At 63.4% G+C, this 22,290-nt stretch carries 24 protein-coding genes; 10 read left to right on the top strand and 14 right to left on the bottom strand.

Going from position 1 to position 22,290, the window contains the following annotated elements; genetic code table 11:
• Positions 1-19 precede the first annotated feature (19 nt).
• Positions 20-844: an IclR family transcriptional regulator gene (locus ACOSV0_RS26090; protein ID WP_434114984.1), complete on the top strand. Its 825-nt coding sequence runs from the start codon at positions 20-22 to the stop codon at positions 842-844.
• 87 nt (positions 845-931) lie between these two features.
• Here ACOSV0_RS26090 and ACOSV0_RS26085 read toward each other — a convergent pair whose 3' ends face one another.
• From ACOSV0_RS26085 to phnF, 4 genes are all read right to left on the bottom strand, one after another.
• Positions 932-2,122 (bottom strand): M20 aminoacylase family protein, encoded by a 1,191-nt coding sequence (locus ACOSV0_RS26085; protein WP_434114982.1) that lies wholly within the window; start codon positions 2,120-2,122, stop codon positions 932-934.
• Between the two features lie 90 nt (positions 2,123-2,212).
• A complete protein-coding gene (gene phnN, locus ACOSV0_RS26080; protein WP_434114980.1) occupies positions 2,213-2,767 on the bottom strand; it encodes a phosphonate metabolism protein/1,5-bisphosphokinase (PRPP-forming) PhnN in 555 nt (184 codons plus the stop codon).
• 2 nt (positions 2,768-2,769) lie between these two features.
• On the bottom strand, positions 2,770-3,528 hold the full coding sequence (locus ACOSV0_RS26075; protein ID WP_434114978.1) for a DUF1045 domain-containing protein: 759 nt from the start codon (positions 3,526-3,528) through the stop codon (positions 2,770-2,772).
• Positions 3,525-4,283: a phosphonate metabolism transcriptional regulator PhnF gene (phnF, locus tag ACOSV0_RS26070; protein WP_434114976.1), complete on the bottom strand. Its 759-nt coding sequence runs from the start codon at positions 4,281-4,283 to the stop codon at positions 3,525-3,527. The genes ACOSV0_RS26075 and phnF overlap by 4 nt, the downstream gene beginning before the upstream one ends.
• A 181-nt stretch (positions 4,284-4,464) precedes the next feature.
• On the opposite strand from phnF, the gene phnG reads away from it, so the two are divergent.
• From phnG to ACOSV0_RS26035, 7 genes are all read left to right on the top strand, one after another.
• A complete protein-coding gene (gene phnG, locus ACOSV0_RS26065) occupies positions 4,465-4,950 on the top strand; it encodes a phosphonate C-P lyase system protein PhnG (RefSeq protein WP_434114974.1) in 486 nt (161 codons plus the stop codon).
• On the top strand, positions 4,950-5,561 hold the full coding sequence (phnH, locus tag ACOSV0_RS26060) for a phosphonate C-P lyase system protein PhnH (RefSeq protein ID WP_434114972.1): 612 nt from the start codon (positions 4,950-4,952) through the stop codon (positions 5,559-5,561). The genes phnG and phnH overlap by 1 nt, the downstream gene beginning before the upstream one ends.
• Positions 5,561-6,745, top strand: a complete 1,185-nt coding sequence (locus tag ACOSV0_RS26055; protein WP_434114970.1) for a carbon-phosphorus lyase complex subunit PhnI — start codon at positions 5,561-5,563, stop codon at positions 6,743-6,745. The genes phnH and ACOSV0_RS26055 overlap by 1 nt, the downstream gene beginning before the upstream one ends.
• Positions 6,742-7,665 carry an alpha-D-ribose 1-methylphosphonate 5-phosphate C-P-lyase PhnJ gene (locus ACOSV0_RS26050; protein ID WP_434114969.1) on the top strand — a complete coding sequence of 308 codons (924 nt, stop codon included), beginning with the start codon at positions 6,742-6,744 and terminating at the stop codon, positions 7,663-7,665. Before ACOSV0_RS26055 ends, ACOSV0_RS26050 begins: the two co-directional genes overlap by 4 nt.
• Positions 7,662-8,432, top strand: a complete 771-nt coding sequence (gene phnK / locus ACOSV0_RS26045; protein ID WP_434114967.1) for a phosphonate C-P lyase system protein PhnK — start codon at positions 7,662-7,664, stop codon at positions 8,430-8,432. The genes ACOSV0_RS26050 and phnK overlap by 4 nt, the downstream gene beginning before the upstream one ends.
• Before the next feature lie 8 nt (positions 8,433-8,440).
• Positions 8,441-9,208, top strand: coding sequence for a phosphonate C-P lyase system protein PhnL (gene phnL, locus ACOSV0_RS26040; RefSeq protein ID WP_434114966.1), 768 nt, complete (start codon positions 8,441-8,443; stop codon positions 9,206-9,208).
• Positions 9,209-9,302: 94 nt separating this feature from the next.
• Positions 9,303-10,436: an alpha-D-ribose 1-methylphosphonate 5-triphosphate diphosphatase gene (locus ACOSV0_RS26035; RefSeq protein ID WP_434114964.1), complete on the top strand. Its 1,134-nt coding sequence runs from the start codon at positions 9,303-9,305 to the stop codon at positions 10,434-10,436.
• 6 nt (positions 10,437-10,442) lie between these two features.
• On the opposite strand, the gene ACOSV0_RS26030 is transcribed toward ACOSV0_RS26035, so the two are convergent.
• Positions 10,443-10,733, bottom strand: a complete 291-nt coding sequence (locus ACOSV0_RS26030; protein WP_434114962.1) for a hypothetical protein — start codon at positions 10,731-10,733, stop codon at positions 10,443-10,445.
• Between the two features lie 95 nt (positions 10,734-10,828).
• On the opposite strand from ACOSV0_RS26030, the gene ACOSV0_RS26025 reads away from it, so the two are divergent.
• Positions 10,829-11,590: a glycosyltransferase family 2 protein gene (locus ACOSV0_RS26025; protein ID WP_434114960.1), complete on the top strand. Its 762-nt coding sequence runs from the start codon at positions 10,829-10,831 to the stop codon at positions 11,588-11,590.
• 77 nt (positions 11,591-11,667) lie between these two features.
• Here ACOSV0_RS26025 and ACOSV0_RS26020 read toward each other — a convergent pair whose 3' ends face one another.
• The 9 genes from ACOSV0_RS26020 to manD form a co-directional block, all read right to left on the bottom strand.
• Positions 11,668-12,675, bottom strand: coding sequence for a lysylphosphatidylglycerol synthase transmembrane domain-containing protein (locus ACOSV0_RS26020; protein ID WP_434114958.1), 1,008 nt, complete (start codon positions 12,673-12,675; stop codon positions 11,668-11,670).
• Between the two features lie 129 nt (positions 12,676-12,804).
• Positions 12,805-13,230 carry a lytic transglycosylase domain-containing protein gene (locus tag ACOSV0_RS26015; protein ID WP_434116148.1) on the bottom strand — a complete coding sequence of 142 codons (426 nt, stop codon included), beginning with the start codon at positions 13,228-13,230 and terminating at the stop codon, positions 12,805-12,807.
• A 98-nt stretch (positions 13,231-13,328) separates the two neighbouring features.
• Complete coding sequence (locus ACOSV0_RS26010; protein WP_434114956.1) at positions 13,329-13,697, bottom strand: hypothetical protein; 369 nt, start codon at positions 13,695-13,697, stop codon at positions 13,329-13,331.
• Positions 13,694-14,002, bottom strand: a complete 309-nt coding sequence (locus tag ACOSV0_RS26005) for a hypothetical protein (RefSeq protein WP_434114954.1) — start codon at positions 14,000-14,002, stop codon at positions 13,694-13,696. Before ACOSV0_RS26005 ends, ACOSV0_RS26010 begins: the two co-directional genes overlap by 4 nt.
• Before the next feature lie 391 nt (positions 14,003-14,393).
• Positions 14,394-15,227 (bottom strand): GntR family transcriptional regulator, encoded by an 834-nt coding sequence (locus ACOSV0_RS26000; RefSeq protein WP_434114953.1) that lies wholly within the window; start codon positions 15,225-15,227, stop codon positions 14,394-14,396.
• Between the two features lie 85 nt (positions 15,228-15,312).
• Positions 15,313-16,605: an MFS transporter gene (locus tag ACOSV0_RS25995; RefSeq protein WP_434114952.1), complete on the bottom strand. Its 1,293-nt coding sequence runs from the start codon at positions 16,603-16,605 to the stop codon at positions 15,313-15,315.
• Positions 16,606-16,715: 110 nt separating this feature from the next.
• Positions 16,716-17,762, bottom strand: a complete 1,047-nt coding sequence (locus ACOSV0_RS25990; RefSeq protein WP_434114950.1) for an L-idonate 5-dehydrogenase — start codon at positions 17,760-17,762, stop codon at positions 16,716-16,718.
• A gap of 31 nt (positions 17,763-17,793) precedes the next feature.
• Positions 17,794-19,191, bottom strand: coding sequence for an MFS transporter (locus tag ACOSV0_RS25985; RefSeq protein WP_434114948.1), 1,398 nt, complete (start codon positions 19,189-19,191; stop codon positions 17,794-17,796).
• A gap of 57 nt (positions 19,192-19,248) precedes the next feature.
• Complete coding sequence (gene manD / locus ACOSV0_RS25980; RefSeq protein WP_434114946.1) at positions 19,249-20,457, bottom strand: D-mannonate dehydratase ManD; 1,209 nt, start codon at positions 20,455-20,457, stop codon at positions 19,249-19,251.
• 263 nt (positions 20,458-20,720) lie between these two features.
• Here manD and ACOSV0_RS25975 point away from each other — a divergent pair, with 263 nt between their 5' ends.
• On the top strand, positions 20,721-22,238 hold the full coding sequence (locus tag ACOSV0_RS25975; RefSeq protein ID WP_434114944.1) for a mannitol dehydrogenase family protein: 1,518 nt from the start codon (positions 20,721-20,723) through the stop codon (positions 22,236-22,238).
• Positions 22,239-22,290: the final 52 nt, after the last annotated feature.

Here is a 22,290-nt window from a genome sequence, read left to right as displayed (position 1 = left end):
AACGCATCTTTCAAGGCCCATGAGCAAAGCCCTGCCGCCGTCTTCCGCCGTTCCCGTCAGCGCCGAACCGGCCCCGGACAAACCGGGCGACTCGTATGTGCAGTCGTTCGCGCGGGGCCTCTCGGTGATCCGCGCGTTCGATGCCACCCGCCCCGAACAGACGCTCACCGACGTCGCCGCCGCCACCGGCCTGACGCGCGCCGGCGCGCGCCGCATCCTGCTGACCCTGCAGACGCTTGGCTACGTGGAGGCCGAAGGTCGCCTGTTCCGCCTCACGCCGAAGATTCTCGACCTCGGCTTCGCGTATCTGACCTCGATGCCGTTCTGGAATCTCGCCGAACCGGTGATGGAAAATCTGTCGTCACAGGTTCACGAGAGCTGCTCGGCGGCCGTGCTCGACCGCACCGAGATCGTCTACGTGCTGCGCGTGCCGACGCACAAGATCATGACCATCAACCTGTCGATCGGCAGCCGCTTGCCGGCGTATTGCACGTCGATGGGCCGTGTCCTGCTGGCCGCGCTCGACGACGAAGCGCTCGAAGCGACGCTGAGTTCGGCGCCGCTCTACGCGCATACGCCGCGCACGGTGACCGACAAGGAAGAGCTGAAAAAGCTGATCGCGCAGGTGCGCCGCCAGGGATGGGCGATCGTCGATCAGGAGTTGGAAGGCGGTCTGATTTCGCTGTCCGCACCGATTCGCAACCGCCAGGGGCGCGTGATCGCGGCGATGAATATCAGCGGCAACGCTCAGCGCAATTCGGCCAAACAAATGGTGAAGGCGTTTCTGGAGCCGCTGCAGCAGGCCGCGCAGACGGTCTCGGAGATGGTGGCGCGGCGCGGTTGATTGCGCGCCGGTGGCTTCGATCAGGGCGCGCATTTCTCGTACGCGCTCCCGTTGCGCCCGAGGCCCCTCGCTAGCAACCCAGGTCGGTCACTGCCCCAGATACCGCTCCACCAGCCGCGTCCAGAATGCCGCGCCGACCGGCAGATTGCGGTCGTTGAAGTCATAATGCGGGTTGTGCACCATGCAGCCGTCTTCGCCCGCCCCATTGCCGATCCGCAGGAACGTGCCGGGCCGTTTCTGCAGCATGAAGGCGAAATCTTCGCTGCCCATCAGGATATCGGTCTGCTCGACCACTTTGTCGTCACCGACCAGTTCGCGCGCCACCTGAACCGCGAAGTCCGTTTCGGCATCCGAATTGATCACCACCGGATAGCCTTCGATGTACTCCACCACCGCCTTGCCGCCGTAGCTCGCGGCCTGGCTTTCGGCCAGTTCCGTAATGCGGTTTTTCAGCAGCGTACGCACTTCCGGGCTGAACGAACGCACGCTCAACTCCAGCTTCGCGCTGCTCGAAATCACGTTGTTCGCGGTACCCGCATGCATCGAGCCCACCGTCACCACCGCCGGTTGCGACGGATCGACGTTACGCGCCACGATGGTTTGCAACGCCATCACAATGCTCGCCGCCACGACCACCGGATCGACCGTCAGATGCGGACGCGCCGCATGACCGCCGACGCCTTCGATCGTGATGATCGCCTTGTCGCCCGCCGACATGAACGGCCCCTTGCGGAACAGCATCACGCCGGGTTCTTCGCCCGGATGGTTGTGCAGACCGAACACGGCGTCGCACGGAAAGCGCTCGAACAGGCCGTCGTTGATCATTTTCATCGCGCCGCTGTCGATGCCGCTTTCTTCGGCCGGCTGAAAGTACAGATGCACAGTGCCCGAGAAATTGCGCGTGGCGGCGAGACGTTGCGCGGCGCCGAGCAGCATCGTTGTGTGGCCGTCGTGGCCGCATGCGTGCATCTTGCCGTGCGTGCCGCTCGCATACGGCAGCCCGGTTTGTTCGATGATCGGCAGCGCGTCCATGTCGGCGCGAATGCCGATGCTGCGCGTGCCGCTGCCCACCTTCAGCGTCCCGACCACGCCGGTTTGACCGACTCCGCGCGTGACCTGCCAGCCCCATTGTTCGAGCTTCTCAGCCACCAACGCGCCGGTTTGCACTTCCTCGTAGGCGAGTTCCGGATGGTGATGGATGTGATGGCGGATCTCACGCAGACTCTCGGTTGCAGGCGCCAGGTCGGACACTTCGGTAAAACGCGCGGCTTCGCTCATCTATCGCTCCATGGGAATTCACGCCGCATCGCGCGGCTCAACAGACGAGCACTATAGCCACGCTGCTTTGTTCGAACAAGATAGCCTGCATCATCGAACGTTGGCTTCGGCCTGCAAAAAAGCAACCAGCTCGTATCCCGCGTCTTCCAGTGCGCCGGAGTTATCGATCGTCATGCACCGGAGCCCGTCCGGCAGCGAAAACGGCGCCCGTCGTGCAAGCCTGGCCGCAACCTGTTCCGCCGACTCACGCGCCCGCGCGCCGAGCCGTGCTTCGAGAATATGCGGCGCGGCGTCCACGTGCACGACTTCCATGTGCGGATAACGCGCCAACGTATGCTGCAAATGCTGACGCGAGCCGTTAACGACGACCGTGCAACCGCGTGCAAGCCATGCATCGATTTCGATACCGATGCCATAGCGCAGCGAATGACTCGACCATTCGAGCGCGAACAGACCGAGCACCGAACGCGCCGCGAATTCTTCGACGCTCAATGCAATATGCTCTTCGCCCTGGCCGCTCGGCCGCGTGATGTAGCGATGCGCAAACAGAATCGGCTCGCCCATCAGGCGGCTGCGCGCAAAACCCAGCAATGAATCCTTGCCCGCGCCGGACGGCCCCATTACATAAATCAAACGACCTGCCATCGTTATTTCACCTCGGAGGGTTGAAACGGCACGCGTTGCCACAGGACGAAGGGTTCGCCGGGCGCGGGTTCGACAAACAGCGCCGCATGATCGATAGCAAGCGGCCCGAGCGCGGGTGTTTGCGCCTGCCACCATGCAACCAGCGTCGCGCGCTCATCGGCATCGGCGAGAGAACTGGACAGCGTCATGTGAAAGCGAAATTCGTCGAAGACGTACGGGTAACCCCATTCGGTCAGCAGTGCACGCTGCCGTTCGCTCAACGGCGCGGCGAGACGGCGCGCGAGATCGGCCGCAGACGGTCTGGCGCGCAGCGCATCGAGCGAGCGCAATGCACTTGCGGCAACCGTGCCAATGCTGGCTTCGCCGTTCTGATCCGCGGGACGCAGCGCGACGAAATCGCCGAGCGTGGCGGCTTCGACCGGCAACGCGAACGAGCTTTGCGTATGCGCCCATTGACGCGTCGCTTCAAGCACGTTCTGTTGAGTCACGCCTTCAGCGAGGCGAAACGGCGCGACCAGCGTGCCGTGCCAACCGTAACGGCGCGGTGCATCGGTCAGATCCGCCAGCGGACGCGTCAAGCCTTCCGGTTGCGGCGCCACACATGGCTCGCCGCTTTCCGCGTCGCGCCCCAACCACGCCGAACCGGCGCGCCACCACACCGAACCGCGCGACGGCGCGTAATAGACCGCGAAACGTGCGCCGCTGCTCCATTCGACCTGATCGCCGGTGTGCCCCACCACGGCGCTCATCGCGTTGCTCATACTTCGTGCTCCACCAGCAACTGCACACGGTCCGCCGCGAAATGCGTAAAGCCGTATTTGATCGGTGTGCCTTCCAGATCGACGTCGACGTTTTCGACCCACAACACCGGCTGCTGCCGGTTGATATTCAAACGCCGCGCCACTTCCGGCTCAGGCAACACGCTGCCGATACGGCTCCACTTCCGTAGATAATCGGTCACGCCCAATTCGGCCATTGCCTTGGTCACGCCGCCGGTGCGCTCCAGCACCTCCGGCAAGTCCGGGAAACGCGCGGCCGGATACCAGTTGCGCGCGAACGTGAGCGGCACGCCGTCCGATTCGTGCAGCGACTCGATCCGGTAGACCGATGCGCCCGCCCGCAGGCTGAGCGCCTTCGCGACATTCGGCTCGGCCTTCACGCGCGCGGCCGACAGCATCGTGCCCGCCGCCGCGTGATGCTGCTGGCGCAAGTTTTCTGTAAACCGCGTGCGCCGGCCAATCGTATAGTCGATCGCGCCGGGCTGCACGAACGTGCCACGTCCCTGCTCGACGCTCACAAGCCCCAAAGCGGCCAGACCGAGCATGGCGCGGCGCACGGTATGGCGGTTCACGTCGAAGCGTTTGGCCAGCTCGCCCTCGCTCGGCAAACGGCCTTCTTCGCCGAAGCCGCTCGCGGCGATTTCCGCCGCCAGAATCTGCTCGATCTGCCGCCAGACGGCAACGCCCGCGCCGCGTTCGAGCAGCGTGCCCGGCGTCGCGTTGTCGTTCAATGTCATGGTGCTGTCATTCCTCTGGGTTCAAATATTCGCTATGCCATGCATTGTAGTGCGCAAGCCGTGATGGAAATGTGAAACGGCGGCCATACGTAGCAATGCCCGGCAAGCATACTCCTAAACGTCTAGACGTTTAGATGAATAGATGGTCAAATGACTGCTCGCTGGATCAACAGGAATTTCGATGAGTGCCACTTCTGCCTCGCCTTCCTCCGCCACGCGGCGCGCATGGATGGCCGTGCTGGCCCGCACGCCGCGAGCCGATCTCGAAGCCGCGCTGGAACGCGCGCTGCAAGGCGTCCCGCCCCCTGCTTACGACTGGCTGCGGCCACCCGAAATCGGCCTTGCGATGGTGCGCGGCCGCGTCGGCGGCAGCGGCGACCCGTTCAATCTCGGCGAGGCCACCGTCACGCGCGCCACGTTGCGTTTGCGCGCCACCGGTGACGCAACGGCAACCGTCGGCGTTGCGTGTCATCTGGGCCGCGACCGCCGCCGCGCCGAACTGGCTGCTCTGGCAGATGCGCTGCTGCAAATGCCTGAGCATCACGCTGCTCTGCATCGGCAACTGATCGAGCCGTTTGACGCACAGCAGGCCGCTGAACGCGCGGAGCGCCGGCAGGATGCCGCGGCGACACGCGTCGAATTCTTTACGATGGTCAGAGGCGACTGATGGAAAACTCACAGATTGCATTGTCTACGTTGACACCCGGTTTCGCGGACCCGGTCCACGACACCCAAGCGGTGTTCCGCACGTTGCTCGATGCGCTGTCGCGCCCGGGTACCGTGGGCGTCGTCGAAACCGGGTTGCCGGAAATGCGGGCTACTCGCGCCGAGTTCGCCGCATTCGCTGCGCTGCTGACGCTGTGCGACTACGCCACACCCGTGTGGCTCGCACAAGCCGATACGGCGCTGGGCTCGGCACTGCGCTTTCACACCGGCGCGCCGCTCGTCGACGAACCTGGAGAGGCCGCATTCGCTTATATCCACGATGCAACCGCCATACCGGCTCTGGAAAGCTTTGCACTCGGCGAAGCGGAATCGCCTGAACATTCGGTGACCTTGCTGATCCGCGTCGAAGCCCTGACGGGCGGCACACCGGTCGTATTGAGCGGTCCCGGCATTCAGCACACTACGACGATTGCGCCGGTCGGCCTGCCCGAGCACTTCTGGCGCGAACGCGCCGCCCTCGCGCCGCTCTTTCCGTGCGGCATCGATTGTTATCTCGTCTGCGGCAGCACGTTGATCGGCCTGCCGCGCACAACTCAAGCGAAGGTGAACTGATGTACGTTGCCGTCAAGGGTGGAGAACGCGCGATCGAAGCATCATGGCGTCTGCTCGACAAGAAGCGCCGCGGCGATACGCAGTTGGCCGAACTCAGCGTCGCGCAGATTCGCGAGCAATTGCGCCTCGCCGTCGCGCGCGTGATGACCGAAGGCTCGGTGTACGACGAAGAACTCGCCGCGCTCGCGATCAAACAGGCCGCGGGCGATCTGGTCGAAGCGATCTTTCTGTTGCGTGCGTATCGCACTACGTTGCCGCGTTTCGGCTATACGCAGGCAATCGATACCGAAACCATGCAGGTGGAGCGCCGCATTTCGGCGACCTTCAAGGACGTGCCCGGCGGGCAGTTGCTCGGCGCGACTTACGATTACACGCAGCGTCTGCTGGATTTCGCGCTGCTCGCCGAAGGCGATGCCGGAACCGATGCGGCCGCAACGCCAGCGTCCACTCAAGCCACTCAAGCCACTCAATCCACTCAAGCCGCCCAGCTCGCGGCAGAAGCCATGCCGCGCGTGGTCACGCTGCTCAACAAGGAAGGCCTGATCGAGCAGGAACGCCCCACTCCGGAAGCGCCGGAACCGGGCGACCTCTCGCGTGAACCGCTCGCCTTTCCCGCGAGCCGTGCGACGCGTTTGCAGAACCTTGCTCGCGGCGACGAAGGCTTTCTGCTCGCCATGGGCTATGCCACCCAGCGCGGCTACGCGCACACGCATCCGTTTGCGGGCGAAATCCGCTTCGGCACGATTGCCGTTGAAATGGAACTCGACGAACTGGGCGAAGCCGTTGAAATCGGCGATATCGACATCACCGAATGCCAGATGATCAACCAGTTCGCCGGCAGCGGCGACGTGCCGCCCACGTTCACGCAAGGCTATGGTCTCGCGTTCGGACACTCGGAACGCAAAGCAATGGCGATGGCGCTGGTGGATCGCGCGTTGCGCGCCGAAGAACTCGGCGAAACGCTCGCCTCGCCGACGCAGGATATCGAATTCATGCTTTCGCATAGCGATAACGTCGAAGCCTCCGGCTTCGTTCAGCATCTGAAATTGCCCCACTACGTCGACTTCCAATCCGAACTCGAACTCGTGCGCCGCCTGCGGGCGCAACACGGCGCCGAGCGTAAAAATCAGGGCAACGATCAAGGCAAGGATCAGGATCACGCACAGCAGGAGCAAGCCGCATGAACGCGCCGGACACCTCTCTCCCCCCTGCTTCGTACGACAGCGCCGCGGACGGCTACAACTTCGCCTACCTCGACGAGCAGACCAAGCGCATGCTGCGCCGCGCGTTGCTCAAGGCCGTCGCCGTGCCGGGCTATCAGGTGCCGTTCGGCTCGCGGGAAATGCCGTTGCCGTACGGTTGGGGCACCGGCGGCATTCAGGTGACCGCGGCGATCATCGGCAGAAACGATACGCTGAAGGTCATCGATCAGGGCTCCGACGAAACCACCAACGCGGTCAACATCCGCCGCTTCTTCGCGCGCACGACAGGCGTGGCGACCACACGCCGCACGACCGAAGCGACGATCATCCAGACACGTCACCGAATTCCCGAAGCGCCGCTCACCGACAAGCAGATCCTGGTCTATCAGGTGCCGATGCCCGAACCGCTGTACAAGCTGGAACCGCGCGCCACGGAATGCAAGAAGCTGCATGCACTGGCCGATTACGGCTTGATCAGCGTGAAGCTGTACGAGGACATCGTCCATCACGGCAGCATTGCTACGACGTACGACTACCCGGTGATCGTCAACAACCGTTATCTGAGCTCGCCGTCGCCGATTCCGAAGTTCGACAATCCGAAGATGCACATGAACCCCGCGCTGCAATTGTTCGGCGCCGGCCGCGAGCGGCGCATTCACGCAATCCCGCCGTACACCCCCGTGCGCAGTCTCGACTTCGACGACCATCCGTTCGAAGTGCAAAAGTGGCAGCACGCGTGCGCGCTGTGCGGGTCGACGGAAAGCTTTCTCGACGAAATGATCGTCGACGACGCCGGCAAGCGTATGTTCGTCTGCTCGGATAGCGACTACTGCCATGAACGCCGCGGCGATCAGGACCTCGAACTGCCGGCCTACGAAGCGCGCAAAGGAGAACCCGCATGACGCCGCTGTTGAGCGCCCGTTCGCTCACCAAACAATTTGGCGGCCGCAACGGCTGCAGGAATGTCAGCTTCGATCTGTATCCGGGCGAAGTGCTGTGCATCGTCGGCGAATCCGGTTCGGGCAAGACCACGTTGCTGAATGCACTCGCGCTGAAAACGGAAACCGATAGCGGCTCGCTTCACTACACGGCCACGCACGGCGAAAAGCTCGATCTGCTCGCCATGTCGGAACCGCGCCGGCGCCTGTTGATGCGCACCGAGTGGGGCTTCGTGCAGCAGAATCCGCGCGACGGCCTGCGCAGCGGCGTCTCCGCCGGCGCGAATATCGGCGAGCCGTTGATGGCCGTCGGTGCGCGCCACTACGGCGATATCCGCCACACCGCAACGCAGTGGATGGAACGCGTCGAACTCGACGCCACCCGCATCGACGAATTTCCGGCGGCGTTTTCCGGCGGCATGCAGCAGCGTTTGCAGATCGCGCGCAATCTCGTCACCGGTCCGCGCCTCGTCTTCATGGACGAGCCGACCGCCGGTCTCGACGTCTCGGTGCAGGCGCGCCTGCTCGATCTGCTGCGCACGCTGACGTCCACGCTGCATCTGTCGGTGCTGATCGTCACGCACGATATCGGCGTGGCGCGGCTGCTTGCGCATCGCCTGATGGTCATGCAAGGCGGCGAAGTGGTCGAAGCCGGTCTGACGGACCAGGTGCTCGACGATCCGCAGCATCCGTACACACAAACGCTGGTTTCCTCGGTTCTGCCGGTTTGAGGCTCACAATGCGATCCATTGAAACAAGCAGGGAATCCCACGTCGCCGAGCGCGCGTTCGTCGAAAACAACGCACTGATGCTAAGCGCGGTCGGCATCGGCAAGACCTTTACGCTGCACGGCCAGGGCGGCGTGCAGATCGAAGCGCTCTCGGGTGTGTCGCTCGATGTCGAACGCGGCGAATGCGTCGTGCTGGTCGGGCCGTCAGGCGCCGGCAAGAGTACGTTGCTGCGCTGTTTGTATGGCAACTACCTGGCCAGCACAGGCTCGATTGCGATTCGCGACGCGGCGGCGGATGACGGCCGGCCGGTGTCGATCACCGGCGCCGAGCCGCACGACGTGCTGCGTCTGCGCCGCAGCGTGGTCGGCTACGTCAGCCAGTTTCTGCGCGTGATTCCGCGTGTGCCGACGCTGACGCTGGTCGCCGAACCGCTGCTGTCGCGCGGCGTGACGGAAGGCGAAGCCCGTGCGCGTGCCGCCGCCCTGCTGGCAAGATTGAATGTGCCCGAGCGGCTGTGGTCGCTCGCGCCCGCCACTTTCTCCGGCGGCGAACAGCAGCGCGTGAACATCGCCCGCGGTTTGATCGCCGGGCATCCGGTGCTGCTGCTCGACGAACCCACGGCCTCGCTCGATGCGGAGAACCGCGACGTGGTCGCCGACCTGGTCGTCGAGGCACGCGAGCGTGGCGCGGCGATCGTCGGCATCTTTCATGACGAAGATACCCGCAACAAGGTGGCCACGCGCCGCCTTGAACTCCAGCCGCCGCTACGCCACTAACTGACACGAAACGGCACTAAACTGAACCGCCGGGCTGAAACACTGGGTCGAAGCGCTGCGGTGTCATACTCAAGACAGACTACGGAGCCAGTCGATGTTGATCAGGAACGCTCGCATCGTGACGCGAGACGAAGTATTTACCGGTGTAATACGCATCGAAGACGGCGTGATTCGCGACGTCGAGCGTGGTACGACCTCGGCGCGCGAAGCGGAAGATTGGGACGGCGACTACCTGTTGCCGGGTCTGATCGAACTGCACACGGACAACCTCGAAAAGCATCTGGCGCCGCGTCCGGGCGTGCAATGGAATACCGATGCCGCCTTCGTGATTCACGACGCGCAAGTGGCGGCGGCCGGCATCACCACCGTGTTCGACGCCCTCGCGATCGGTTCGCGCTCGAACGTCGGCCTGCGCGGCCGCGATCTGCAAACGCAATGTGCCGAATCGCTCACGCGCTTCTCCGAACGCAAGCTGCTGCGCGCCGAACACTTTCTGCATCTGCGCTGCGAAATCGCCACCGCCGACGTGGTCGAGGTATTCGATTCGTTATGCGGGCATCCGTTGCTGCGGCTTGCCTCCGTGATGGATCACACGCCCGGCCAGCGTCAATGGCACGACCGCGAACAATGGCGCCGCTTCCAGGAACGCAACGGCAAACTGACCGACGAACACGTGGCGACCGCGCTGGCCGAACTGTCGGTCGAACAGGAGCGTTACGCCGACACGCACCGCCGCGCGATCGTTGAGCGCTGCAACCGGCTCGGCATTCCGGTCGCGAGCCATGACGACACGCTGATCGAGCACGTCGAGCAGGCCAAGGCCGAAGGCATTGTGCTGGCCGAATTCCCGACCACCCGCATTGCCGCAGAAACGGCACGCGAGCACGGCATTTCGACCATCATGGGGGCGCCGAATATTGTTCGGGGCGGCTCGCATTCGGGCAACGTGTCGGCGCTCGAACTGGCAAAGGCGGACCTGCTCGATATCCTGTCGTCGGATTATGTGCCGTCCAGTTTGATGACGGCGGTGTTCGAACTGGTCGGCAAGGCTGGCTGGACGCTGCCGCGCGCTATGGCGACAGTCTCCGCCGAACCGGCCCGCACGGCGGGCTTGCATGATCGTGGCGCGATCGAGGCGGGTTTGCGCGCGGACTTCGTACGCGTCACGATGCTCGACACGCTGCCGGTGCCGCGCGCGACGTATCGCGCCGGGGAGCGGATCGTCTGATGCTGTTCAGGCCTCGCTGGGCACGGGCAGCAGCGGCTCTACCGCGGCCCAGCGCGTCCAGCGGGGTGTGCGGTCAGGCGCTTCGAAGCGCAGCGTGCGCGAGCCGTCACCGAATACGAGGGATTCGACCGTGAATGCGCTGCCCTCGCCAATGCCCGCTTCGCGCACGTGCCCGGATTGAAAAGTGAAACTAAGATTGCCTTCGCGCAACAAATCGAAGTAGGCGTCGAAATCAGTAGTTGATGACCGTGTAGCCCAACGATTCAGAAGAGTGGCGGCGATTTCGGCGTCGTACATTCTGCACCTCTCTGGACATAAGCCGTATCCTGACTATAGCTGAAAAGTAAGCTTCGTGCTGCACCGCACCAAACCTGCTCACTACGCCCCTTTCCATGACAGATCGCGCCCTGCCCAGACGTCTTCCACGAATTTCCTGTGTCATTTGCGCCTATAACGAGGCGCCTCGCATCGGCGCCGTGCTCGCCGTGGCCGGCGCGCATCCCTTGCTCGACGAAATCATCGTGGTGGACGACGGTTCGACCGACGGCACGGCTGAAATAGTCGCGGGCTTCGCGTCAGTACAGCTGATTCGGTGCGCGGAAAACCAGGGTAAGAGCGCCGCAATGGCAGTCGGCATCGCCGCGGCCAAAGGTGAATGGCTGATGCTGCTCGACGCCGACCTCAAGGGTCTCACCGCCGCGGACGTCAGCGCCCTCGCCCTGCCCGTTTTGCAAGGCAGCGCGCAAGTGAGCCTGAGTCTGCGCCAGAACAGCCTGCTGGCGTTTCGCGCCATCGGCCTCGATTTTGTCTCCGGTGAACGTGTGGTCAAAAAGACACTGTTGAGCGAAATCCTGCAGGACGTTCACGGCCTGCCACGCTTCGGGGTCGAGGTGTTCATGAACCGCCGTATCATCGCGCGCCGTCTGCCGATTGCGGTGACTCACTGGCCACACGTCACGCAGGCTCGCAAAACCGAGAAACTCGGTTACTGGAAGGGCATGCGTGCGGAATGGCGCATGATCGCGGACCTGTTGAAGGCGGTTTATCCGCTCGCGCTGATTTCACAGACCTTTCAAATGCTTCGCTTACGCAGCGAGCAGGACTCACGCGCGAGTTTTGCGGCACGCATCCGGAAAGTGCCCGATACCCGATAGTCCGCGCTAGAACGCCGACCGGATCAATCTGGCGTGAGCGAACCCAGCGAGCCGCCGTTCGCTCCCGCCTCGCAAGTTCATTCGACAGCGGACAGCGGGCTGCGTCCCCTCGTTGCAAGCGCAACGAAACCTGCCGCGCCCAGCGCCAGCGGGCTGTAAAGCGTCGCGAAGCGCCACAGCACCAGCGCCGTCGCGATGCCCGCGCGGGGCACCCAACTCGCGAATGCGGCGGCGAGCGCGATATCGCCGGTGCCGCCACCCGCGGGCACGCCGGTCCACAACGCGGCATGCAGCACGACCGCCTGCACGGCCAGAACGAAACCCAACGGCAGGCGGTAACCGAGTTCGCGCAAGATAAACCAGAGGGCGCCATAGCGCAGCAACCACTGCAGCGTCGTGAGCACGCACAATGCGGCAAGCCGCCACTTGGGTATCGCGACCAGTTCCAGCCATTGCCGGCGAACGCTGTGGAAAAACCTGCTCAACCTTGCGCGGCGCTCGTTGAGCCAATGAACGCGCCGGCCGGCGGCGTCCAATGCCGTCGCCACCCGCCGACGGTTCATCCAGCAGACGCCCACAATGCATGCGGCGCCGGCCAGCGCACCGAACACGAGCGGCGCGCTCGCGGGCGGAATCACTTGCGTCAGCGGCCCGAAAGCAAACAGCAGGGAAACCGGCACGGCGGTCGTGAAGAACGCAAGATCGAGCGCCTGATCCGCGCTGACAACGGTTGTCGCAAGCGACCAGGACGCCCCGGCGCGCTGCAGCAGGCCGATGTTGACGCCATAACCCGCGGCACCCAGCGGCGAAGCCAGGAACGCGAAATCGGTCGCCACCGTAATGGCAAACGTGCGCAGAAAACTGATCCTGAGTCCGAGCGCGGTCTGCATCAGATGCAGCTTGCCCGCTTTCGCCATCGCGCTGATCGCCGCGCTCGCGGCAAGCGCGGCGAATACGTATAGAGAGACGTTGCGCAGCCCGGCGAACGCCGCGTGCGAGTTGAGAACGAAAGGCGCGCCGACGGCGAGGCCGATACCGGCAAGCGCCACCAACACTGCCGCTTTACGCGTATGTGATCTGATCAACGAAGGCCTCAGCAAGTACAGCCTGGCCCTGCTTTCTCCACACGATGCAGCATGCATGAGGCTGCGCTGTGCGTGAAATCGAGGCCGTCCGGGGCCTCATGATAACCACGCGAAGCTGCATTTTCGTGACTAGCGGCCGGCAATGAGCGATTGGCGGGCCGACGGCAACTGCCCCCATCCGACCAGCACCTGCTGGATGCTGCGGGCGTAGGCGTCGCGCTGCTTCGGGGTTTCCGAGTGGTACGCGCCGATCGCGCGCCAGGTATTGCCGTATTTAACCATCTTCTGCTTGAGCAGCCACGCGGCCACATAGACGTTCACGCACGGATCGGTCAACGCGCGGTGCGGTACGCCCTCGCGCGCGAGGGCGCCGAAATGAATCGAATTGATCTGCAACTGGCCGACGTCGATCGAACCGTTCGCGTTCTGGTGGATCGCGTCCGGGTCCCCTTTCGATTCGTACCATGCAACCGCGCGCAATATCCAGGGATTGACGCCCTGATAGGCTGCGGCCTCATTGAAGCAATCGTCGGCCGCGTGGGCCGCGCCGCACATCGACAGCCACGCTAGCGCGGCACAGAAGAGTTTCAAGGACACGATTCATCCTTCCGCCTGAGAGCGGCAAAAGTGGTGAGCTCCGCGCCGCGGGCGAATTATTTGGCCAACGCCAGATCGATTTGCCGTTGCACGGAGTCGAGGTACGTATGCGAAGCATCGGACACGACGAGCCGGACGGCCGGCATCGGCGGTCCCTTGCGTTCCTGCGTCTGGATCACCGCACGCGACTTCTTTCGATGCGGCGCCGGCTTCACCGGTAAATCGTCATCGGCACCGCTCGACGGCGGCAGCATCGCAAGCGTCGGCAACGGTGGATAAACCTTGTCCGCCGCCGCGGGAACCGTGGCGGGAAACGCGCCGGCCGACTGCAGATCCGTTCCCGGCTGGCCCGCAAAAGCAGACGCGGCAAGCAGCGTGGCCACCGTCAGTAAGGTGATTCGAAGCATCGCGATGGCCCTCTTCATTGCACCGTCCTGATCGACACGCTATACGGCTGACCCAGGCCGGCGGTTCGATTCTCGAAGCTCACCTTCGACATGCGTTGCGCAGGCACACCCTTCCATACTGCCTGGTTCAGGTACGCGAAATCCTGACCCAGCGCGGTGACCAGCACGACCGTGGACTGCTGCTGCGCGGCAGCCAGTGCGCCTGCCTTGGCCAGCACGGCGGTGAGTTGCGGGTCGTGCGCCCCAAGCGCGTCCGGCGGAATCTCGAAGCTGATGACTTCATTGGGCGCCTTGTCCGGATGCGCGGCATTCTGGGCAGGCATCTGTGCACACCCGGCCAACGCGAGAACGGCTACCAAAAACCACACCTGTCGCTTCACACCCGTCTCCAGTCAGTTCCGTCGCTATAGCGATGTTTTCGGCAGACCCGCAGGAAAAGTTGATAGGTCGAAAACGCGGCCGCGAAAATCAAAAAGAGTTACCTCAAGATCGGCGCAAACGATTGCTTCGGCTCTCGATGAAGCGTCGAACGAGGCGAAGTTGTCTCGCGTTTGGAGGGGGTTTTCGTCTGAGGATTGTGGGCGGGAGAGGCCGTGGGACGGGGTTCCGCGGGTCATGCGTGTGGGGAGTGGGGTGGCGGGCGCAGCGGGGGGATGCGCCTGTGGCCGTGAGTGAGTGAGCAGGCGGACCGGCTGCCCGCACGCCCGCATCGGCCTACGTCGAAAGCGGCACGCGCTCCGGTTCGTCCGCTTCGAACCACGCCGGATTACGCTCGGCAATCGGCCCGAGCGACATCAGAATCTCACGCAGATGGCTGCGCATCGCCTCTTCAGCGGCGCTCGGATCGTGCGCGCGAAGGCCCGCCAGAATTTTCGCGTGCTGCTTGATCAGCAGATCGAGCGGCGATACGTCAGGCAGGCTCAGATAGCGCACCCGATCCATCTGCGCCTTGATGTCCTGAATCGTTTCCCATGCGGCCGTGCAATCGATCGCCTGGGCAATCGCGTAGTGAAACGCCTCGTCGAGCGCGAGGAAAGCCGCGGTGTCGTTCGATTTCGCCGCAAGCTTCTGGTCGCGAAGATTGTCGGTGAGCGCCTGCAACTGCTCGTCGGTGATCGATACGGCTGCCTTCTTCACCACCGCCGTCTCGATCGCTTCGCGAATGAAACGCCCTTCGCGTACCTGGCGCGGCGAAATACGCTTCACGAAGGTGCCACGTTGCGGCAATACCTGAAGCACGCCCGCTTCGACCAGCTTGATGAACGCCTCCCGCACCGGCTGCCGCGACACCTGAAACATGTCGGACACTTCCTTCTCCGAGAGCGGCGTGCCCGGCACCATCTGACCGGCAAAAATCGCCTCGCGCAGCGCGCGGAAAATCTGCTTGCCGATCGGCTCGTGCGAGTCGAACGAGACGCTGGCGGTCAGATCCGGCAGCTCGGCGCGCGCGCCGGCCTGCACGCTCGCGCGGCGCCGCGTGCGGGGCGCGACGAGCGAAGCATCGGAGGAGAAAGAAGACGCGCTGGCGTGGAGGTTCTTGGTCGGCATTGGCAAAGCAGTGAATGAAGAGCGAGAGAGGCGGAACACACCATGAATATCTGCCCGGATATCCTCTAAAGTGTGCCGCACCATACTACCATGCACGTTTCATGTTCAACACGCTCGCTCGCGGCTCGCGAATCCACACCAGTGAGCACACTGCGCCGAGCACGGCAATCACACCGGCCAGCACGAACGCACTCGCGTAGTTGCCGTGCGTCGCTTCGACGATAAAACCGGTCACCGCCGGTCCGACCACGCCGGCCAGGTTCGCGAGCAAATGCACAAAGCCGCCTACGCCGCCGACGTGTTCACGCGGCACGGTGTCCTGAATCACGGCCCAATACACCGCGCCCGTGACATACAGGAAGAAGATCGACACCGACATCAGCGCGACCGCACTCTGAGTGCTGGCAACGCGTCCGGCCAACGCAACGCACACCGCCGCCGCGCCCAGACAGCTGCCTAGCACGATCTTGCGCGACAGCAGCGGCTTGCCGGTCAGGCGCAAGATAAAGTCCGAGATGAAGCCGCCCGCCGCGAGTCCAATGCTGCCGAGCAGCCACGGAATCACCGTGGCGAAACTCATGTCGCGCAGACTCAGGTGATGCGCTTCGGTCAGATAGGTCGGAAACCACGACAGGAAGAAAAACAGCACGTAGTTGTATGAGAAGAACGCGAAGGCCGTCGCGAGAATGATCGGCTTCTTCAGGAAGTGCCGCAGGCCGAGCTTATCGCCGTCGGCCGAATGCGCGATGGCATGTTCGTCCGCCTGACCGGCGCGGATGAGTTCGATCTCGGCAGGCGTGACGCGGGAATGTTCATGCGGATGTTCGGTCGTCGTGGCCGCCCAGAAAACGAGCCACACAAGTCCCAGCAGCATGATCGCGACAAAGGCCCAGCGCCAGCCGAACTGCACCGCCATAAAGCCGACCACCGGACCCGCCAGCGCGCCACCGAGCGGCGTGCCCGAACTGATTACGCCAATCGCGCTCGCCACCTCTTTGCGCGGGAACCAGTTATTGACCATCTTGCTGTTCGACGAACTGAACGGACCCTCGCCCATGCCGAACAGCACGCGCAGCACAATCAGCGAACCGATGCCGCTTGCCAGCGCGGTCGCGCCGCAGAACACCGACCATACGCCCATCGCGGTGCCGAACACGCGTTTCGCGCCGACCTTGTCCGACAGCACCCCGCCCACAAAATTGAACAGTGCATAGCCGATGAAAAAACTGCTGAACACGATGCCCATTTGCGCATGCGAGAAATTCAGGTCTTTCTGGATCAGCGGCGCGGCGATCGACAGCGCGGCTCGATCGAGATAGTTGATGACGCCGGCCAGAAACAGCAGCGCGACGACAAACCAGCGTTGACTCTTGATCATCAGGTGTCTCCTTCGGGTCGCCTCTTGATGGGCGTTTGATTAGCTCTAGTAGCTTGATTGACTTCGGAAGGCGCTGCGGATCGTGCAACGCCTACGCAACAGCGGATGCTTCAGTCGAAGTTCAGATGCACCTTCATCGACTGCGAGCGATCGAGCGCCACTTCGAACGCGCGGTTTGCGTCGTTCATCGCGAACGCGTGCGTCATCAGCGGCCGCAGATCGACCTTGCCCGAGGCGATTTCATCGGCGGCGATGGCATATTCGCCGGTGAAGCGGAACGAGCCTTGATAGCGGAGTTCTTTCGACATCACGAGGTTCGCCGCCACCGGCGACTGGCCGGCCGGCAGATTGCCCACCTGAATCACCGTGCCGCCCGCGCGCGCCGCACGCAGCGCCGTATCGAGGCCGGCGGGACTGCCCGATGCTTCGATGACCACGTCGAACGTGCCGCGTTGTGCGGACCATTGATCGATCACGGCGCTGTCCGTAGCGTTCACGGTTTGATCCGCGCCGAGTTGCTGCGCGACCTGCAACGCGCGATCCGACAGATCCAGCGCAACCACACGATGCGCACCGGCACGGCGCGCCACGCTCAGCAGAATGCAACCGATCGGCCCGCACCCCACCAGCAACACACTCGCACCGACGAGGGAGCCGGCCTGCTTCACCGCATGCAACGCGACGGCGAGCGGTTCCGCCATCGACGCCTGCGCGAAATCGACGCCATCCGGCACAGGCACACATTGCCGCGCCGCGACGACGATGTACTGACGGAACATGCCCTGCGTGTGCGGGAACGTCGACGCACTGCCCATGAAGCGCATGTTCAGACAATGATTCGGCATCCCGCCGACGCAAAAACGGCATGTCCCGCAGGCCAGCCCCGGATTGACGGCAACGCGCTGCCCCGGCATCAGGCGATATTCCGCGCTCACGCCTTCGCTGAGCGAGTCGACCTCGCCGGCCACTTCATGGCCGAGCACAAACGGCTCGCGCACCGCGAAATCGCCGCTCCTGCCTTTGAAGTAGTACGACAGATCGGAGCCGCAAATGCCGCCGGCACGCACGCGCACGCGTACCTGGCCCGGACCGGGTTCGGGCGGATCGACTTCGTCGATACGGATCAGTTTGGGTTCGTGAAGCACGGCTGCGAGCATGAAGGACTCCGGTATGACAAAGGTCGCGCGCTCAGTGCCGCGCGAAAGAAGACGAAGATGGGGACGCTTGCGCTGCCGTATGCGCCTCGACCGGCTCGCCGCCGCTCCAATCATGGAGATCGCCGCCGCGGCGCAAAGGCGCGGTTTCCGGCAAGGCAAAGAGCGATGCAGCCGACACGATGCCGAGCACCGCCACGTAGACGATCAACGCGAGCGAATTGCCATGCGTGACCTGAATCAGTTTGACGGCCAGCAATCCGAGTACGCCGCTGCCGAGCAACGAGCCGATCTGCCAGATCAGGGCGATACCGCTGCAGCGCACGCGTGCCGGGAACAGTTCGGGAAACAGCGCCGCTTGCGGCGCATAGCAGAGACTATGGCCGACGCTGATGGCGAGAATCATCACGAGCTGGATCGCCACGCGATTGCCGCTATCGATCGCCATGAAGAACGGCACCGCCAGCGCAACATGCAATAACGCACCGGCGATAAAGGTCGGTCGCCGCCCGATACGATCGGACAGCGCACCGGCGAGCGGAATCGTCACGAGTTCGAGCGCGACGGCGACGATTACCGTTTCGAGCAGCATGCTTTGCGCGATGCCGTGTGCTTTGCCGTAAGCAAGCACGATCATGGTGTACATCGCAAACGCGCAGGCCTCGATCAATTTGGCGCCGACACCTTTGACGATCGTCGGGCCGAACTGCCGCACCACTTCCACCACCGGGCGCGACGCCACCGATTTGGTGCGCTGGATCGTGGCGAAGATCGGCGACTCCTCGGTGCGCAAGCGGATATACAGACCCACGGCGACCAGCAGCGCGCTGGCGAGAAATGGAATGCGCCAGCCCCAGTCGAGCAGTTGCGTCTGCGTCAACGTCGCGGTGAGCAGCGCGAACAGACCCGACGGAATCAGAAAACCGGCAGGCGCGCCCAGTTGCACGAGGCTCGCGAAGAAGCCGCGCCGCACAGGCGGTGCGTATTCCGCCGTGAGCAACACGGCGCCCGCCTGCTCGCCACCCACGCCAAAACCTTGCAGCACACGAATCACGATCAGCGCGATCGGCGCCCAGATGCCGATCGACTGATAGTCGGGCAGCAGGCCGATCACGAACGTTCCCAGCCCGACGATCAGGATCGTCACGATCAAGGCCTTCTTGCGGCCGACACGATCGCCGAAATGACCGAACACGATGCCACCTAACGGCCGCGCCAGAAACCCGACCGCATAGGTGGCGAAGGCGGCGAGCGTGCCGATCAGCGGGTCGGCGGAGGGAAAGAACTTCTGGCCGAACACCAGCACGGCGGCCGTGCCGTAGACAAAGAAGTCGTAGTACTCGGCGGCCGTGCCGATGGTCGAGGCGAAGGCCACGCGACGCAGCATGGCAGTGCTGGCCGGCGCGGCGGCTTGCGGGCGTGCTGGATTCACGCGTGTCTCCATAATTATGTAATCAGGTTAGCCGGGCAAATTAGCCGGGCAAATCGCTCACCAGTTCCACAGCGTCCCGTCTTCGAGACGCGCGACCGGCAGATACGCCGGGTCGTAGGGATACCGCGCGGCCGCCGCTTCGTCGATGTCGACGCCGTGGCCCGGCGCTTCGCCGGGATGCATCATGCCGCGCTCGAAGCGCCATGCATGCGGGAATACATCGAGCGCTTCCTGCGGGAAGCCCATGTACTCCTGCACGCCGAAATTCGGCACCCACAGATCGAAATGCAGTGCCGCGCCCATGCACACCGGCGACAGATCCGACGGCCCGTGACAACCCGTTCTCACCTGGTACAGCGAAGCAAAATCCGCAATGCGCCGCAGATGCGTAATGCCGCCCGCGTGCGTCAAGGTGGCGCGGATATAGTCGATCAACTGCTCTTCGATCAACTGTTTGCAATCCCAGATGCTGTTGAAAACTTCGCCCACCGCGATCGGCGTAACGGTATGCTCGCGAATCAGCCGGAAGCCGGCCTGGTTTTCCGCGGGCGTGGGGTCTTCCATCCAGAACAGGCGATACGGCTCGACCGATTTGCCGAGACGCGCCGCCTCGATCGGCGTCAAACGGTGGTGTACGTCATGCAGCAAATGCGTATCGAAGCCGAACTTATCGCGCACCGCTTCAAAGAGCTTCGGCACAAAGTCCAGATACTTCTCCGACGACCAGCTCTGCTCCTCCACCGCGCCCTTGGTGGCCGGCTCGTACATGCCGCTGCCTTTCGACACCCCATACACCGAGCGCATATTCGGCACGCCGCATTGAATGCGAATCGCCTGATAGCCGGCTTCGATGTGTTCCGCGTAACGGTCGAGCGCTTCGGGAATGTCGCGGCCGGTGGCATGGCCGTACACCATCACGCCTTCTCGCGAAGCACCGCCGAGCAGCTTATACAGCGGCATGCCCGTCACTTTGCCGAGAATGTCCCACAGCGCCATGTCCACCGCGGCGATCGCCGTCATGGTGACAGGGCCGCGGCGCCAATACGCGCCCTTGTAGAGGTATTGCCAGGTGTCTTCGATACGGCCGGGATCGCGTCCGATCAGCAACGGGCACACGTGGTCTTTCAGGTAAGAAGCGACCGCCAGTTCGCGGCCGTTCAGCGTTGCATCGCCGATACCGTACACGCCTTCGTCAGTGACGATTTTCAGCGTGACGAAATTGCGGCCGGGGCACGTGACGATCACGTCGGCGCGAACGATCTTCATGACATCTTCCTTGCAGTAGCAGGTCCCGAACCGCGTCGGACGGCGGCATGCGGCCTGCTGTTTTCATGTCGGTTTCGAACGGCGGTTGAAAGGAGAAGTGACGGGGAAATAAAGCGAAAAATCACCTTTCTCAACCTGTCTCAAGCCGTTTGAACGATGCTACCATACAAGTATAGCGACACGTCAAATCAGGGTTTTCCCCGGGTTTTCCCCGTTGACCGACGTAGTCAGAAGCCCCTTTTTTGTCATCTGGATCCCGTTACATGATCTCCGCCGCCACCCTGCCTCGCCTCGTCCGCCACGCACTGCCCACGCTGCAAAAACATCTGCTATCGCCGCAATGGCAGGAGCCGCGGATCGGCATCGTTCATCTGGGGATCGGTAATTTTCACCGCGCGCATCAGGCGCTTTATACGGAAGAGGCCATGCTCGCCGCGGGCGGCGACTGGGGCATTTGCGGCGTGACACTGCAAGGCGATGTCGCCAAGCGCGACGCGCTGATGGAACAGCAAGGCTTGTATAGCGTGGTCGAACGTGGACCGGACGGAGCGAAAGTCACGGTCGTGCGCGCGCTGCGTGAAGTGCTGGCCATGCCGCACGACCGCGCCGCCCTGTTCGCGCGCCTCGCGGATCCGCTGGTCCGGATCGTCTCGCTGACCGTCACTGAAAAAGGCTATTGCCGCGACCCGAAAACCGGCGAGGTCGCACTCGACGATCCCGCCGTTGCCCACGATCTGGCCTACCCGCTCGAACCGTGCACGGTGCCCGGCATCCTCGTCGCGGCATTGCGCGAGCGGCGCGACAGTGCAAACGATGTGAATGGTGCAACCGGTGCAAACGGCCAGCCGTTCACGGTGCTCTCGTGTGACAACCTTTCTCACAACGGCGCCGCGCTGCGCCAGGTGGTCTGTTCGTTCGCGCGGCAACGCGATCCCGAGCTGGCCGACTGGATCGCCATTCACGTTGCATTTCCATCGACAATGGTCGACCGTATCGTGCCGGCCACCACCGACGCCGAACGCGTCACAGTAGCCCACGAGATCGTTTATGCGGACGCCGCACCGGTGCCCTGCGAGCCATTCCGGCAATGGGTCATTGAAGATCACTTTCCCGGCGGACGCCCTGCGTGGGACGCAGTCGGCGCGCAACTCGTCGACGACGTCACGCCGTTCGAACTGGCGAAGCTGCGCATGTTGAACGGTACGCATTCGACGCTGGCTTATCTGTCGATGCTCGGCGGCTTCGATACGATCGACACCGCCATCTCGCACCCCGCCATGCGCAATCTCATCCACGCGATGATGACGCAGGAAATCGCGCCGACGCTGACCATGCCCGCATCATTTGACGTGCTCGCCTATCGGGACGCATTGCTCGAGCGTTACGCGAATCCGGCGCTGAAACATCGCTGCGCGCAGATTGCGATGGACGGCAGCCAGAAGATTCCGCCACGTTTGCTCGCCACGATTGCGGCGCGGATCGGCGCGGGCCAATCGTTCACACGTCTCGCGCTGGCGGTCGCAGCCTGGATGATGTTTTTGCGAGGCCACGCAGACGACGGCACGCGCTATGAAATCAGCGACCCGCTGGCGAGCAGATTGCAGGCGCTCGCGGCATCCGCGCATGGCGAATCGCAGGCGTTGATGGAGGCATTGCTGTCGGTACGTGAAGTGTTTCCTGCGGATCTGGCCGATCTTCCTGAGTTCAGAAAAGTGCTTCGGCACGCATTGCAGTTGCTTCACGAAAACGGCGCACGCGGAGCCATTGCCGCGTCGCAATGATTTCGCGTGCATAGGAAGCGCGTGCGATCGGCAAGGCTCCGCCTGAAGCGTC

The sequence above is a fragment of the Paraburkholderia caffeinilytica genome, from assembly GCF_051027425.1.
GTDB classification, from domain to species: Bacteria; Pseudomonadota; Gammaproteobacteria; order Burkholderiales; family Burkholderiaceae; genus Paraburkholderia; species Paraburkholderia caffeinilytica_A.
Note: the sequence above shows the minus strand (reverse complement) of the source record. Positions and strands in the feature narration are given on the sequence as shown.